General features: G+C 70.7%; 11 protein-coding genes. All 11 read left to right on the forward strand.

Annotation, left to right across the window (positions count from 1 at the left end):
* Nucleotides 1-34 precede the first annotated feature (34 nt).
* Nucleotides 35-1,579, forward strand: coding sequence for an AbgT family transporter (locus tag KCH87_RS31225; RefSeq protein WP_210589997.1), 1,545 nt, complete (start codon nucleotides 35-37; stop codon nucleotides 1,577-1,579).
* Between the two features lie 67 nt (nucleotides 1,580-1,646).
* Nucleotides 1,647-2,816: a M20 family metallopeptidase gene (locus KCH87_RS31230; RefSeq protein ID WP_210590000.1), complete on the forward strand. Its 1,170-nt coding sequence runs from the start codon at nucleotides 1,647-1,649 to the stop codon at nucleotides 2,814-2,816.
* Nucleotides 2,817-2,885: 69 nt separating this feature from the next.
* Nucleotides 2,886-4,001 (forward strand): hypothetical protein, encoded by a 1,116-nt coding sequence (locus KCH87_RS31235; RefSeq protein WP_210590003.1) that lies wholly within the window; start codon nucleotides 2,886-2,888, stop codon nucleotides 3,999-4,001.
* A gap of 48 nt (nucleotides 4,002-4,049) precedes the next feature.
* Nucleotides 4,050-4,814 carry a TIGR03936 family radical SAM-associated protein gene (locus KCH87_RS31240; protein WP_210590005.1) on the forward strand — a complete coding sequence of 255 codons (765 nt, stop codon included), beginning with the start codon at nucleotides 4,050-4,052 and terminating at the stop codon, nucleotides 4,812-4,814.
* Nucleotides 4,815-5,077: 263 nt separating this feature from the next.
* Nucleotides 5,078-8,911, forward strand: a complete 3,834-nt coding sequence (locus KCH87_RS31245; protein WP_210590009.1) for an Rne/Rng family ribonuclease — start codon at nucleotides 5,078-5,080, stop codon at nucleotides 8,909-8,911.
* A 227-nt stretch (nucleotides 8,912-9,138) separates the two neighbouring features.
* The gene (gene rplU, locus KCH87_RS31250; RefSeq protein WP_030601628.1) at nucleotides 9,139-9,459 is read left to right on the forward strand and encodes a 50S ribosomal protein L21; all 321 of its coding nucleotides are present in this window, start codon (nucleotides 9,139-9,141) and stop codon (nucleotides 9,457-9,459) included.
* Between the two features lie 14 nt (nucleotides 9,460-9,473).
* Nucleotides 9,474-9,728 carry a 50S ribosomal protein L27 gene (gene rpmA / locus KCH87_RS31255; protein WP_210590012.1) on the forward strand — a complete coding sequence of 85 codons (255 nt, stop codon included), beginning with the start codon at nucleotides 9,474-9,476 and terminating at the stop codon, nucleotides 9,726-9,728.
* A 106-nt stretch (nucleotides 9,729-9,834) separates the two neighbouring features.
* The gene (gene obgE, locus KCH87_RS31260) at nucleotides 9,835-11,271 is read left to right on the forward strand and encodes a GTPase ObgE (RefSeq protein ID WP_210590014.1); all 1,437 of its coding nucleotides are present in this window, start codon (nucleotides 9,835-9,837) and stop codon (nucleotides 11,269-11,271) included.
* A 145-nt stretch (nucleotides 11,272-11,416) separates the two neighbouring features.
* Nucleotides 11,417-12,919, forward strand: coding sequence for an FG-GAP repeat protein (locus KCH87_RS31265; RefSeq protein ID WP_308298952.1), 1,503 nt, complete (start codon nucleotides 11,417-11,419; stop codon nucleotides 12,917-12,919).
* A gap of 295 nt (nucleotides 12,920-13,214) precedes the next feature.
* Complete coding sequence (locus tag KCH87_RS31270) at nucleotides 13,215-14,765, forward strand: alkaline phosphatase (protein WP_210590016.1); 1,551 nt, start codon at nucleotides 13,215-13,217, stop codon at nucleotides 14,763-14,765.
* A 110-nt stretch (nucleotides 14,766-14,875) separates the two neighbouring features.
* A complete protein-coding gene (locus KCH87_RS31275; RefSeq protein ID WP_210590018.1) occupies nucleotides 14,876-16,072 on the forward strand; it encodes a hypothetical protein in 1,197 nt (398 codons plus the stop codon).
* Nucleotides 16,073-16,239: the final 167 nt, after the last annotated feature.

Below are 16,239 nucleotides of genomic sequence, written 5' to 3' on the forward strand. Positions count from 1 at the left end.
GCATGATCTCGCCGTTTGGGCCGTCAATGAGGAGATGACCGCCACGACTGACCGCCCCGCGAAGCCGCTCACCGGACTGCTCGCTCTGCTCGTGCGCATCGAGCGGATCGGCAACAAACTGCCGCATCCCTTCTGGCTGTTCGGCGTGCTCAGCGTCGTACTCGCCCTCGCCAGCTGGGCGTTGTCCGCCGCCGGAGCCTCCGTGCTCAACCCGGCCACCGACGAGACCGTGACCGTTCGCAGCCTCGTCTCGGGCGAGGGGCTGCGGATGATGATCGACGACGCGGTCACCAACTACGCCACGTTCCCGCCGCTCGGCACGATCCTCGTGGTCATGCTGGGCGTGGCGGTCGCCGACCGGTCCGGGCTGCTCCCCGCGATGCTGCGGGCCGCCGTCGCCCGGGTCCCGGCCCGCTGGCTGACGTTCACTCTCGCCTTCAGCGCGATGGTCGCGCATGTCGCCTCCGACGCCGCGTACGTCGTGCTGGTCCCGCTCGGCGCGATGGCGTTCCGGGCCGTCGGGCGCAGCCCCATGCTGGGTGCGGTGGTGGCGTTCGTGTCGGTGTCCGCCGGGTACGACGCGAGTCCGCTGGTCACCCCGGTGGACGCGATGCTCTCCGGGCTCACCACGGCCGCCGCGCAGACCGTCGACCCGGGGTATGTGGTCAACCCGCTGTCCAACTACTTCTTCTCCCTCGGCTCCTCACTGGTGCTGGCCGTCGTGATCACCGTCGTCACCGAGAAGGTCATCGCCCGGCGGGTGGCGGCGATGCCGGAGGAGGACGCGAGCGAGGACAGCGGTGGGGCGGCGGAGCTGACCCTGAGTGACGAGGAACGGCGCGGACTGCGCCGGGCGCTGTGGGCGCTCCTCGGCTTTGCCGCGCTGATCGTGGCGGCGATGATCCCCTCCTCCTCGCCGCTCAGGGGCGAGGGCGGCAGCATCGTGCAGTCGCCCGTGCTCACCGGCATCGCGGTCATCCTGGCGGTGGGGTTCCTGATCGTCGGCGCCGTGTACGGGCACGCCGTCGGCACCGTGCGCACGGGCCGGGACATCCCCGACCACATGGCGAAGGGGCTGCGCGAGATGGCGCCGATCCTGGTGCTGTTCTTCGCCATCTCCCAGTTCCTGGCCTACTTCAAGTGGACCGGCGTCGGCGAGGTCATGGCGATCCGGGGCGCGGACCTGCTCAAGTCGGCGGGGATCACGGGGCCACTCGCGTTCCTCGGGGTCCTGCTGGTGTGCACCTGCATCAACCTGCTGGTCACCAGCGGCTCCGCCCAATGGGCCCTGGTCGGGCCGGTGTTCGTGCCGATGTTCATGCTCCTCGACATCCCGCCGGAGGTGACTCAGGCGGTCTACCGCATCGCCGACTCCTGCACCAATGCGGCCACCCCCATGAGCGCCTACTTCGTGATGACGCTGGGCGTCATCCAGCGTTACCGCCGCTCGGCGGGTATCGGCACGCTGCTGTCCCTGACCCTGCCGCTGTGCCTGGTCATGCTGGTGTCCTGGACGCTGCTGTTCTACGTCTGGTGGGCGCTGGGTATCCCGCTCGGGCCCGGAGTTCCCGTCCGCTGACCGCCGTGACGAATCCCGTGTGACGAATGCCGTGTGACGAATCCCGTACGTACGAGGAGAGCCGACCATGTCCTTGCACCGCTTGGAGTCCCTGGCCCGCACCGCTCTGCCCGAGATGACCGACGACCTGCGGGCGCTGGTCGAACTCGAAACACCCAGCAGGGACAAGGAGTTGTTGAACGCGGGACTCGCGGCGGTCGAGGAGTGGACCCGCCGGCGGCTCGGGCCGCCCGACGCGTCACGGCGCTACGAAGGCGGCCCGCACGGCGACATGTTGGAGCTGCTGTATCCGGGGACCTTGCCCGCGACCGTGCTGATGCTGTGCCACTACGACACGGTGTGGCCGGCCGGCACCCTCTCCGAGTGGCCGTTCCGTGTCACGGACGACGGTCTCGCGAGCGGACCGGGCGTGTTCGACATGAAGTGCGGCCTGGTGCAAGCCGTTTGGGCACTGCGCCTGCTGCGCGAACTCGACCTGCCGCGCCCCGCGGTACGGCTGTTCCTCAACGGCGACGAGGAGATCGGCAGCCCGGCCTCCCGTCCGCACATCGAGCGGCTGAGCGAGGACGTGACGGCGACCCTGGTGTGCGAGGCGGCGGCCGGGTCCGAGGGGGCGCTGAAAACGGCCCGCAAGGGCGTCGGCATGTTCGAGGTGACGGTGGACGGGGTGGAGGCGCACGCCGGCCTCGACCCGGAGCGGGGCGCGAGCGCCGTGCACGCCCTCGCCGAACTCGTCACGCGGATCGCCGCGTTGGGGTCGCCGGAGCACGGTACGACGGTCAATGTCGGTGTGATCAGCGGCGGTACGCAGGGCAACGTCGTCGCCGGACACGCCCGCTGCGCCGTCGACGTACGGATCGCCGAGCCTGCCGAGGCGGCCCGCATCGATGCCGCCCTCGCCGGACTGCGCCCCTCCGATCCCCGGGCAGAGGCCACGGTCACCGGCGGCTGGAACCGCCCGCCGATGGTGCCGGGCCCCGCCTCGCGGCTCCTGTTCAAGCAGGCACAGGCGATCGCCGCCGACCTCGGCTGGACGGCCGGGGAAACCGCAGTCGGCGGAGCGAGCGACGGCAACTTCGTCGCCGCCCTCGGCCGCCCCGTCCTCGACGGCCTGGGTGCGGTGGGGGACGGCGCCCACGCCCGGCACGAGCATGTGCGGCTGGACCAGGTGCCCACGCGGACGGCGCTGCTCGCGGGACTGCTGGCGGCCTGCGGAATGGCACAGCCGTACGAGTGAGCTCAAGGGCGAGGGGACCCGCGGGTGCGATATTGCATCCGTACGGGGAACTGAGGCGTCTACGACGGTATGGATCTCGAGAAGTCGCCCCCGCCGCAGCGCAACGACCCTGAGGGGTGCCTTGTCGTCGCGATTCGGATTCCCGTGCGGATCGTGGTGCTTGTGCTGGTCGTGCCGGTGCGGGTGGTGTGGGACGGGCTCGTCGTCGCCGGGCGGTTCTTGAACGACGCGGTGTTCCGGCCGCTCGGGCGGGCGTTGCTGTGGGTGGGGCGGGCGGTCTTCGTGTGGCCGTTCGTGGGGCTGTGGCGGTACGCCGTCGTGCCCCTCGGCAAGGCGCTCGGATGGCTGGGGAAGGTGCTCGTCGTCGTCCCGTGCGTGTGGGCGTACCGGTATGTGCTGACTCCCCTCGGGCATGCGATCGCCTGGGTGGCCCGGGGGATCGGGGCCGGTCTCGAGTGGGTCTACGGGCGTCTGCTCACGCCTCTCGGGCATGGGGTCATGTGGGCGCTCAGGGGGATCGGCGCAGTGCTCGCCGCCGCCGGGGCCGGTGTATACGGCGTCGTGGCCTGGCTGGGGCGGTATCTGCTCGTCATGCCTGCTCGCGGGCTGTACGAGTGGGTCCTCGCGCCCGTCGGACGGGCGGTCGCGTGGTGCTGGAACGGGGTCCTGTGGGTCCTGCGCATGATCGTCACGGGGATCGGTACGGCCCTGTACTGGACCGCGCGGATTCTGCTCGTGCTGCCCGCCCTCGCGCTGTGGCGGTACGTCCTCGTGCCCGTCGGGCGGGTGCTCGCCGTCATCGGGCGGGAGGTCGGGGAGGCGCTCGGGCATGCGTGGCGGGTCGCGGGGCGGATCTCGCAGGCCGTGGGGCGGTTCCTCGGGACCCTCCTCCGGTGGATCTTCGTCGAGCCGGTGCGGTGGGCGTACCGGAGCGTTCTGACTCCGGTGGGACATGTCGTGCGGGACGCCGTGCTACGGCCCGCCGCCGAGGCCGCGCGCAGTGCCGGACGAGTCGCCCGGCAGACGCTGGACGCCGCGCGGGATTCCGTACGGCAGGCCCGGGCCGACTTCCGGCGGATGCTGTTCGGCGAGCCGCGGAAGCGGGAAGCGGTCGCCCGACGGGAACCTGTGGGCGCCGAGACACGTACTCTTGGTAGTAGTACGACCGCTCTCACGAAGGACTGAACGACACTGGGCAAGCGACAGCCCGAAGGCCCGCCGCCCGCACCCGCGGTGCAGCGCATCCGACTGCGCTACACCAAGCGCGGCCGCCTCCGGTTCACCAGCCATCGTGACTTCCAGCGCGCCTTCGAGCGTGCGTTGCGCCGTGCCGAGGTGCCGATGGCGTACTCGGCGGGGTTCACGCCGCATCCGAAGGTGTCGTACGCCAATGCCGCACCCACCGGCACGGGCAGTGAGGCGGAGTATCTGGAGATCGCGCTCACCGAGGCGCGCGACCCGGAGAAGCTGAGAGCTCTGCTCGATGAGTCGATGCCCCCCGGGCTCGATGTCATCGAGGCGGTCGAGGCCCGGGTCTCCGGGCTCGCGGACCGGCTCACGGCTTCTGTGTGGGAGCTGCGGCTCGACGGAGTGGACCCGGCCGACGCCGAGCGCGCGGCCCGGGCTTTCACCACCGCCGAGTCCGTCGAGGTCCAGCGCAGGACCAAGAACGGCATACGGACCTTCGACGCCCGCCCCGCGGTCGTAAACCTTGAAACGCACAGTTCGGCTGCTGATAGGCCGACCGACCAGCCCTGTGCGATACTGCGGCTGGTTGTTCGGCACGTGACGCCTGCCGTACGACCCGACGACGTCCTGTCCGGTCTCCGCGCCGTGGCCGACCTGGCGCCGCCGGTCCCCGCAGGGGTGACCAGGCTGGCGCAGGGGCTGTTCGATGAAGAGACCGGCACGGTGACCGACCCGCTCGCGCCCGACCGCGAGGCAGACATGGCCCCCAACATGGCCGAACCGTCTGCCGCCGCGAAGGCGTCGGCGTAAGGAAGGTCCCGCGTAGGGACGTACGTCGTAGCGCCGCCCTCGTACTCGGGAGCCACCTGGGTCGGGCAGCGAACCGACCAGAAGACTTTCGCCAGGCCGTGCGCAACTCGGCATACGGAACCGGCGAGACAGGACACAGAGAGCTCCCGTGCGGCGCCCGCGCCCCGGACGGCGGCACCGCGCATCGCGCGAGCCGCGGACGTCACCGGCATCCATGCCGGACCAGGTGCGGCGCCCGGGAGCCTGACGGGAGAAACCCCCGCATGCTCGAACCGACCGAACCCAATGAGTCCGTCACGGACTCCGAATCGAACACTCCGAGCGACACCCTGCCGCCGCGTCGTCGGCGCCGTGCCGCTTCCCGCCCGGCGGGGCCGCCCGCGGGCACCTCGGATGCCGCGGCGGAGACCGTCGCGCCGGCCATACCGGCCGCTGCCGAGTCCGCCGACCTTGCCGAGGAGGCAGTCGGGGCCGCTGTGACCGAGGCGAGCGTCGTAAGTGACGTGACCGAAGACACTGAAGACACTGAAGCGGCCGAAGAGGCTGAAGAGACCGCTGAGGCCGAGAAGCCCGCTGAGGCTGTGGAGACGGCTGCGTCCGCTGGGCGTACGCGTCGTCGTGCCGTCCGCCGTGCGTCGGCGCCTGTCGGATCTCCGGCGGCGGCCGAGGTGGCCGAGACCGTGGTACCCGCAGCCGAGAGCGCGCCCGCCGCCGAGGTGGCGGAGGAGCCGGTCGAGGCTGCGGAAGTCGCCGAGGAGGCCGCTCCGCGTCGTACGCGTCGGCGTGCCACCCGGCGGGTGACCGCGCCTGCCGCTGCCCCTGCGGCCGAGGAATCCAGCGAGACCGCTGCCCCTGCTCCTGCCGACGCCGTCGAGAGCACCGAGGTGTCCGCCGAGGCGGAGCCGGCTGAGGCTGCGGAAGTCGTCGAGGAGGCCGCTCCGCGTCGTACGCGTCGGCGTGCCACCCGGCGGGTGACCGCCGGTGACGCTGCCGAAGAGACTGCCGTTGTCGCCGCCGAGCCCGAGCCGACTGCCGCCGAGGAGCCCGCCGCGGCAACCGAAGGGGCCGCGTCCCGGCGTTCGCGTCGGCGGGCCGTGCGTTCGGCCGCCGTCGGATTCGCCGAGCCCGCGCAGCCTGCCGCGTCGGAGGCCGATGAGGGCGAGGAGGAAGACTCGCGTGGGCCGAGGCGCCCCGTCGCGCCCATGTTCCAGGCGCCCGTTTTCACCGAGCCGAGGTTCCAGACTCCCGAGCGTGCCGCCGCCGAGGCGGCTGCCGAGTCCGAGGTCGTGGAGACCGAGGAGTTCCCGGAGGAGCAGGTCGGTGCCCGGCGCCGGCGTCGCCGCCGGGGCGCCGCCTTCGGCGACGAGGCCGAGACACAGGCCGCCGCCGAGACCGCCGTGGAGGAAGCGGCGGACGAGGCCGCGGAGCAGGCCGAGGACGCCGGCGAGGGCGACGAGGCCGAGGAGACCGGCTCGCGCCGTCGCCGTCGCCGTGGTGGCCGTCGCCGGCGCCGTGGTGAGTCCGCCGAGTCGGGTGGCGAGGACGAGTCGGAGGAGTCCGAGGAGACCGCGCAGGACACCGAGGACGCCGCCGAGCAGGAGGAAGAGGAAGAGGAGGCCGAGGGCCGCGAGGAGCAGGGCGGCGGGTCCGGCGGCTCCAGCAGCAGCCGTCGCCGGCGCCGTCGTCGGCGCCGCTCCGGTGACGGCGGTGACGGCCCCGAGTCGTCCGACGACGACCCCGAGCGCACCGTCGTCAAGGTCCGCGAGCCGCGCCCGAAGGCCGAGCCGTCCGACGAGGTGCAGTCCATCAAGGGCTCCACGCGTCTGGAGGCCAAGAAGCAACGCCGCCGGGAAGGCCGTGAGCAGGGACGCCGGCGCGTTCCGATCATCACCGAGGCCGAGTTCCTGGCCCGCCGCGAGGCCGTCGAGCGCGTCATGGTCGTACGGCAGAGCGGTGAGCGTACGCAGATCGGCGTCCTGGAGGACGGCGTGCTCGTCGAGCACTACGTCAACAAGGAGCAGGCGACCTCGTACGTCGGCAACGTCTACCTCGGCAAGGTGCAGAACGTCCTGCCGTCGATGGAGGCCGCCTTCATCGACATCGGCAAGGGCCGCAACGCGGTCCTCTACGCCGGTGAGGTCAACTTCGAGGCGCTCGGCATGGCCAACGGGCCGCGCCGCATCGAGTCCGCCCTGAAGTCCGGCCAGTCGGTGCTCGTGCAGGTCACCAAGGACCCGATCGGGCACAAGGGCGCCAGGCTCACCAGCCAGGTCTCCCTCCCGGGCCGCTACCTCGTGTACGTCCCCGAGGGCTCGATGACCGGCATCAGCCGCAAGCTGCCCGACACCGAGCGGTCCCGGCTGAAGACCATCCTCAAGAAGATCGTCCCCGAGGACGCGGGCGTCATCGTGCGCACCGCCGCCGAGGGCGCGAGCGAGGACGAGCTGCGCCGGGACGTCGAGCGGCTACAGGCGCAGTGGGAGGACATCCAGAAGAAGTCGAAGAGCGGCAACGCGCCGACTCTGCTGTACGGCGAGCCGGACATGACCGTCCGCGTCGTCCGCGACATCTTCAACGAGGACTTCTCCAAGGTCATCGTCAGCGGTGACGAGGCCTGGGAGACCGTCCACGGGTACGTGTCCCATGTCGCGCCCGATCTCGCGGACCGGCTACAGAAGTGGACCTCCGAGGTCGACGTCTTCGCGACGTACCGGATCGACGAGCAGCTGATGAAGGCCCTCGACCGCAAGGTCTGGCTGCCCAGCGGCGGTTCGCTGGTGATCGACAAGACCGAAGCGATGATCGTGATCGACGTCAACACCGGCAAGTTCACCGGTCAGGGCGGCAACCTCGAAGAGACCGTGACCAGGAACAACCTGGAGGCGGCCGAGGAGATCGTGCGCCAGCTGCGGCTGCGCGACCTGGGCGGCATCGTCGTCATCGACTTCATCGACATGGTGCTGGAGTCCAACCGGGACCTGGTGCTGCGGCGCCTGCTCGAGTGCCTGGGCCGGGACCGTACGAAGCACCAGGTGGCGGAAGTGACCTCGCTGGGCCTTGTCCAGATGACCCGGAAGCGGGTCGGGCAGGGGCTGCTGGAGTCCTTCTCCGAGACGTGCGTCCACTGCAACGGACGCGGGGTCATCGTGCACATGGAGCAGCCGACCTCCACCGGAGGCGGCGGCAAGCGCAGGAAGCGCGGGCGTGGCGGTGACGGGCATGTGCATGAGCACGAGGCCGCGGCCGTCGCCGAGACCGCCGAGCAGGAGGCGGAGAGCGAGGCCGAGCTGGCCGCCGAGGTCGCCGAGCCGGTCGCGCTGACGGCCCCAGACTTCGTGGCGGACGAGGAGCTCTACAGCAGCGTCGCCGAGGCGGAGGCCGCGGTCGGGCGGGGCGGCCGTTCGCGGCGCCGGTCCGGCCGTCGGGCATCGGCTCCGGCGGGCGCGCCCAGGCGTGAGGCCGACCGGGACACCACCGTGGAGCGGGAGGTCGAGCGTCCGGTGCAGCCGGAGTCGGCCGCTGAGGCGCAGGCCGAGCCGGTCGCGGTCGAGGACCCGGTCGTCGAGGCGGCTCCGGCTGCCGAGGAGGCCGCGCCCAAGGGCCGTACGCGTCGTCGGGCGACCCGGAAGTCGTCCGCGCCGGCCGGTTCGCCCGCGGGCGCCGAGGCTGCCGTCGTGACGGTCGCCGAGGCCGCGCCGACGGCTGTCGCCGAACCGCAGGCCGAGGTTCCGGCCGACGTCGCGGTCGAGGCTCCGGTCGCCGAGGAGAGCGGGGCTCCGGCCCGTCCGCGGCGCCGTGCCGTACGGAAGGCCACCGCGCCCGCCACGTCCGAGGAAACGGCCGTCGTGGTCGTGCCGTCGGCCGCCGAGGAGGCTGCTCCGGCCAAGAAGACGGCCCGTAAGACGGCCAAGAAGGCAACGGCGAAGAAGGCCGTCACCAAGAAGACGGCGGCCACCAAGACCGCCGCCAAGAAGGCGACGGCGAAGAAGGCGGCGAAGACCACCGCCACGAAGAAGGCCGCCAAGTCGACGGCGAAGAAGACCGCGGCGGCGAAGCAGACGCTGCCGTCCGTCACGGCCTCCGCGGACGAGAGCTAGGACCCAACGCCGGTGTGCGGCCGATCACCTCGGCCGCACACCAGCGGTCCCGGTTTGACCCGTTCGGCCGTGGCCCCGTAATCTTGACCGTCGGCGTGTCTACAGATGACACGCCACATCCCCGTAAACCTCTTCCTCCCGGGCACGACGGCCGGGAGAGGCTGCTCGGCTCTGCCGGGTGGCTGGACTGCGGGGGTGCCGTTCCCGAGCGAGAGAGTGAGATCCGCGTGTACGCCATCGTGCGCAGCGGTGGTCGCCAGCACAAGGTTGCTGTCGGCGACATCGTTGAGGTTGACAAGATTTCCACTGCCAAGGTTGGCGACACGGTCGAGCTCTCGACCCTGCTCGTTGTCGACGGCGAGGCTGTCACCAGCGACCCGTGGGTGCTGGCCGGCATCAAGGTCCAGGCCGAGGTCGTGGACCACCACAAGGGCGTCAAGATCGACATCCTTCGCTACAAGAACAAGACCGGCTACCGCCGTCGTCAGGGCCACCGCCAGCAGTACACGGCGATCAAGGTCACTGAGATCCCCGCGGCTGCGAAGTAAGGGACTGAGGAGAGATGGCACACAAGAAGGGCGCATCGTCCACCCGTAACGGTCGTGACTCCAACGCTCAGCGCCTCGGCGTGAAGCGCTTCGGCGGTCAGGTCGTCAACGCGGGCGAGATCCTGGTCCGCCAGCGCGGCACCCACTTCCACCCCGGTGCGGGCGTCGGCCGTGGCGGCGACGACACGCTGTTCGCGCTGAACGCCGGTGCGGTGGAGTTCGGCACCAGCCGCGGCCGCAAGGTCGTGAACATCGTTCCGGTCGTCTGATCGGAAGCTTTTCGCGAGGCGGACCTCACTTCCCAGGTGGGAAGGCGGGTCCGCCTTTCGCGTGTTAACACAGGTAATATCCATGATTTTCTGGAGGCACTGAACCATGACCACCTTCGTGGACCGCGTCGAACTGCATGTCGCCGCGGGTAGCGGAGGTCACGGCTGTGCCTCCGTCCACCGTGAGAAGTTCAAGCCGCTCGGCGGACCCGACGGCGGCAACGGCGGGCGCGGCGGCGATGTGACCCTCACCGTCGACCAGTCCGTCACCACGCTGCTCGACTACCACCACTCCCCGCACCGCAAGGCCACCAACGGCAAGCCCGGCGAGGGCGGCAACCGGTCGGGGAAGGACGGGCAGGACCTGGTCCTTCCCGTGCCGGACGGCACCGTCGTCCTCGACAAGGCGGGCAATGTCCTGGCCGACCTGGTCGGGCACGGGACGTCGTACGTCGCCGCGCAGGGCGGCCGGGGTGGCCTCGGCAACGCGGCCCTCGCCTCGGCGCGGCGCAAGGCGCCCGGCTTCGCGCTGCTCGGGGAGCCGGGGGATCTCCAGGACATCGTCCTGGAGTTGAAGACGGTCGCCGATGTGGCGCTGGTCGGGTATCCGAGCGCGGGGAAGTCCTCGCTGATCTCGGTGCTGAGTGCCGCCAAGCCGAAGATCGCGGACTATCCGTTCACGACCCTGGTGCCGAACCTGGGTGTGGTGACCGCGGGCGCGACCGTGTACACCATCGCCGATGTGCCGGGGCTGATTCCCGGTGCCAGCCAGGGCAAGGGGCTCGGCCTCGAGTTCCTGCGCCATGTCGAGCGGTGCAGTGTGCTGGTGCATGTGCTGGACACGGCGACCCTGGAGTCCGAGCGGGATCCGCTCTCCGACCTCGATGTCATCGAGGCCGAGCTGAGTGAGTACGGCGGGCTCGACAACCGGCCCCGGATGGTCGTCCTCAACAAGGTCGACGTACCGGACGGCAAGGACCTCGCCGAGATGGTGCGGCCGGATCTGGAGGCCCGCGGCTACCGGGTCTTCGAGGTGTCCGCGGTGGCGCACATCGGGCTGAAGGAACTGTCGTTCGCGATCGCGGAGTTGGTGGCTTCGGCGCGCGCCGCCAAGCCGCAGGAGGAGGCGACGCGGATCGTCATCCGGCCCAAGGCCGTGGACGACTCGGGCTTCACCGTGACCCTGGAGGAGGACGGCCTGTTCCGGGTGCGGGGCGAGAAGCCCGAACGCTGGGTGCGGCAGACCGACTTCAGCAACGACGAGGCCGTGGGCTATCTCGCGGACCGGCTCAACCGCCTCGGTGTGGAACAGGAGTTGATGAAGGCGGGTGCCCGGTCCGGGGACGGTGTCGCCATCGGGCCCGAGGAGAACGCGGTCGTCTTCGACTGGGAGCCCACGGTGATGGCCGGTGCGGAGATGCTGGGCCGACGCGGTGAGGACCACCGGCTCGAGGAGCCCAGGCCCGCGGCACAGCGGCGGCGGGACCGGCAGGCGGAGCGGGACGAGTCGGAGCGGGAGTTCGACGACTTCGACCCGTTCTAGGAAGGCGGCTCAGGTTAACGGCCGGGAAAATCTTGGCTTATTCCAGTGCAACCGCGTGCTCGGCCAGTGAGTCCTACTGGGCGTGCGGAAAGGGATCTTGGATCCCTCCGCGCGGTCAATTGCCCTACGGACAGCCGGAGTCGATGTGCCCCACCCCATCCTGACCTCCCTCTCCCAGCGCAAGGTTCGTCGTCGTATCGGACTTGCCGCCGCCATCGCCGTCGCCGGCGCCGTGATCGCGCCGGTGGCGGCGCACGGCGCTCAGGCGCAGCCCACCGCCGTGCAGCAGCGCAGTGACTTCAACGGGGACGGCTACGAGGACCTCGCCGTCGCCGCATCCCAGGCCACGGTCGGCGGGAAGGCGCGAGCCGGATACGTCGCCGTGGTGTACGGCTCGGCCAACGGGCTCGACCTCGCGCACCGGCAGGTCGTCAGCCAGAACAGCGCCGGCGTCCCCGGCACCGCCGAGGCCGACGACTACTACGGCGACAGCCTCTCCGCCGGTGACCTCGACGGCGACGGCTACGCGGACCTCGTGGTCGGCGCGCCCGGCGAGGACGTCGGGGAGATACGCGACCCGGGCACCCTCGCCGTGCTGTGGGGCGGGTCGAACGGGCTGTCCGGCGGGACGGGGGTGGCGACCGGCGAGGACGTCCACGACCTCGACGTCCGGACCGCTGTCGGCGACTTCGACGGCGACGGCCACCTCGACCTCGCCACCCCCGACCGGGTCCTGGCCGGGCCCTTCAGCCGTACGACGGGCGCGGCCGGCGTCACCGCCCTGAAGCTCGACGCCTCCTACGTCACGGACGACCTCGCCGCCGGCGACGTGGACCACGACGGCGTCACCGACCTCGTCGCCCTCATCCACGACCCCAGCGACAGCGACACGCACGACCCGGACGCCTTCAACCGCCGGGCCGTTCACCTCAGGGGCACCGCGGACGGACTGGGCGCCCCGGCCACCCTGAAGAACCCCGACGGGACCGTGATGCGCGGTGGCGAGAGCGTGGGCATCGGCGATGTCGACAAGGACGGGTACGGCGATGTCGTCATCGGCCGGACCAACGACGGCTGGGGCGAGGTCCCGGACGTCGACCCGCAGCTGATCGGCGGTCAGATCGGGGTCGTGTACGGCTCGGCCGCGGGCCCCGACACCTCCCGTACGACCACCATCACCCAGGACACCCCGGGCGTGCCCGGCGCCGCCGAGTTCAGCGACTCCTTCGGCGGGGACATCGCGGTGGCCGACGTGAACGGCGACGGTTACGCGGATGTCGCCGCGGGCTCCGGTGGCGAGGACCTCGGTGACGTGTTCGCGGCGGGCCAGGTGAACGTGTTGCGGGGCAGTGCGGCCGGGCTCACCGGGACCGGCGCCACGTCCTTCAGCCAGAACAGCGCCGACGTGCCCGGTACGGCGGAGCAGAACGACTACTTCGGCAGCGGGACCGCGCTGGTCGACACCGACCGCGACGGCCGGGCCGAGCTCTTTGCCGGCGCGGTGAGCGAGAACCAGGGCGACGGTGCCGTCTGGGCCTTCCCGTCCACCGGCGCCGGCCCGACCGCGACCGGCTCCCTCAGCTTCGGCGCGGGCACGCTCGGCACGGATCCGGCCGACGCGAACCTCGGCGGCGAGTTCGCGCGGTAGCGCTCCGCGGGGGCCGTCATGCGTCTGCGGATTCGTTGTGGCTGGTCGCGCCCACGCGGCGGAGCCGCAAATCGATACAGCCCCGCGCCCCTTTGGGGCGCTGACCCCGCCGCCTGACGGCCCATCAGGGCGTTACGGCGCGATCGCTTCCGTCGTTTCTCCATCCATGCCGCAACGGGTTTCCTCCTGTCTCCCTATTTGTCATGCACGCGAGCCCCTCTGTTCAGCGGGCGGACTGCCCGGAAGCGTGAGCTTCCCAGTGTCCAAGAGGCCAGCGAGGCTAGGGAGTTCGCGCATGACTGGAGCCGTATCCCCCGACCGACGCCGATTTCTGACCGCCGGCGCCGCCGTCCTCGGCGCCGCCGCCTCTGCCCAGCTGTGGCTGCCGTCGTCCGCCCGAGCAGCCGAAACCCCGCTGCCCGACGGCGTGTTCAGCCTCGGTGTCGCCTCCGGTGACCCGCTGCCCGACGGCATCGTGCTGTGGACCCGGCTCGCCCCCGACCCGCTGAACGGCGGCGGCATGCCCGCGCTGACCGTGCCGGTGGAGTGGGAGATCGCCGAGGACGAGCGGTTCCGAAAGGGAGTGCGCCGGGGCGTCGTCCAGGCCCGGCCCGAGTACGGGCACAGCGTTCACGTCGATGTACGGGGGCTGCGCGCGGGCCGCGCGTACTGGTACCGCTTCCGCGCCTCCGGCCAGCTCTCGCCCGCCGGCCGCACCCGCACCGCGCCCTCGCGCCACAGTTCCGGCGGCACCCTGCGGGTCGCGCTCGCGTCCTGCCAGAACTGGCAGAACGGCTACTTCACGCCGTACGCCGACATGCTCGCCCAGGACCCCGACGTCGTGGTGTTCGTCGGTGACTACATCTACGAGTCGACACCGTCGGCGACGGCCGTGCGCAAGCACGAGGGGACCGGTGAGCCGTACAGCCTCACCCAGTACCGCAACCGGTACGCGCAGTACCGCATGGACCCCGACCTCGCGGCGATGCACGCGAACGCGCCCTTCGTGGTCACCTTCGACGACCACGAGATCGACAACGATTTCGCCGGCGAGATCCCGCAGGACCCGGACAAGCAGCCGCACGACGCGTTCGTGGCCCGGCTGACCGCGGGCTACCAGGCGTACTACGAGCACATGCCGGTGCGGGCGACGGCGATCCCCGACGGGCCGCACATCCGGATGTACCGCCGACTGGAGTTCGGCCGCCTCGCCCGGCTCAACGTCCTGGACACCCGGCAGTACCGCAGCGACCAGGTGACCACCCAGGAAGCCGCCAAGAACCCCTCGCTCACCATGCTCGGCGGCGAGCAGAAGGAGTGGCTGCTCGACGGGCTGCACGACTCGCCCGCCCGCTGGAACCTGATCGCCTCGCAGATAATGGTCGCCGAGACGGATCTGCTGATCGGCGAGGGCAAGCAGTGGTTCTACGACGCCTGGGACGGCTACCAGGCCGAACGCAACGCGCTGATGGAGGAGTTCGCCGACGTCCGCAACCCGGTCGTGCTCACCGGTGACCGCCATCTGACGATGATCAGCGACCTGAAGAAGGACTACGCGGACCCGGACTCCGATGTCGTCGGCGCCGAGTTCGTGGGCACGTCCATCTCCAGCAACGGCGACCAGGACCAGACGGCCTTCCACAAGGAGTGGGACCCGCGGATGCCGGACAACCCGCACTGGAAGCTGCTCGACGCCCACCGCGGCTACCACCTCTTCGACGTCCGGCGCGACGGCATCGACGCGCAGGTGCGGGTCGTGGACACGGTGCTGAAGCCGACGGCAGCAGCGAGCACGCTGGCCAGGCTGCGGGTCGAGTCCGACGAGCCGGGCGTGCACCTCGAGTAGCGGCCGGCAGGGGAGAGCCTGGGACTCATCACCGTCCCAGGCTTCTCTCAGCAAAACTTCTCAGCTTCTCTCAGCGAAGTCTTAGGGAGTCCTCTTACTCTGCTCTAACTATGGAGACTGACTGTACGAGAGATGAACTCCCGGCCAACGGTGCCACGGTCATAGCCCCGCTGCCCTCCGGGACCCGGCTGCTGCACATCGGCCCGCACAAGACGGGCACGACCTCGATCCAGGGTGCGCTGTTCGAGGCGAAGGACGCGATGCCGGAGCACGGCGTCGTCTTCCCGGCCTCCAGTCGCCATCCCATGGAAGCCGCCCTGGCCGTCTGCGCCCGCCCCGGGATGCTGGGCAACACCAAGCCCACCGAACGGCACTGGGAGCGGCTGGTCGAGCAGGTGGACGCGAGCGGCAGGCGTACCTCGGTGATCAGCAGCGAGTTCTTCGCCGACGCTCCGGACGACGAGACCATCGCCCGGGTCGTCGAGGAGCTCGGCGGCGACCGGGTCCAGGTGCTGATCACCGTGCGCCCGCTGGCGAAGATCATGCCCTCGCAGTGGCAGCAGTACGTGCAGAACGGCCTGCGCATGGGCTACGAGGACTGGCTCACGCACATGCTCCGCAAGGCCCCGTACGAGAAGCCCAACCCCAGCTTCTGGCACCGGCACCGGCATGACCGGCTCGTCGAGCGCTGGGCCCGGGTGGTCGGGCCCGAGCGGGTCACCGTCGTCGTGGTCGACGACCGGTACAAAGACGGCCTGATGCGCACGTTCGAGGCGCTGCTCGGCCTGCCCGAGAATCTTCTTCAGCCCGTTCCGGACACGGCGAATCGCTCTCTCACCCTCGCCGAGACCGAAATGCTGCGGAATCTTAATGTGGAATTCCGCGGCAATGGACTTCCGGACGAGCTCTATTCGCAGCTTGTCCGATACGGCGCCGTGATGCATATGAAGAATATGTGCGCTCCGGGTCCCGACGAGGTGAAGATCTGTACCCCGCAGTGGGCCGTCGAGGCCGCTGCCGGGATCGGTGCCGAGATGGCCGGGCGGATCGGCGCCATGGGCGTACGGGTCCTGGGGGATCCGGGGCTGCTGTCCGTCGTGGCGAAGCCGGTCGCGCGCACCGAGGCGGAGCCGCTGATCGCTCCCGAGGTGGCCGCGCACGCGCTGTACGGCGCACTGGCCGCGGCCGCCGCGGCGCCCGTCAAGCACATCGCCCCCGTCAAGGCGCGTACCGTTCACCAGACGTCTTCCAAGGAGCTGGTGAGGGTCCTCGGGCACCGGTGCCTGAAGCGGCTGCGGAGGCGCTGAGCCGTCCGGGCGTCACGCTCCGCAATGCCGATCACCTGTGGAGTTACTCACAGCAATTCCACGGGGTGAAACGGGGTACCCGCGGAAGGCCTTGCCCATGACCAGGTGTGCAAGGTGAATGACAGGTTGCGCGCACATATGCAACGGAGGTCGCTCACCTTGCACTG

Source organism: Streptomyces sp. GESEQ-35, from assembly GCF_017948485.1.
Taxonomy (GTDB): domain Bacteria; phylum Actinomycetota; class Actinomycetes; order Streptomycetales; family Streptomycetaceae; genus Streptomyces.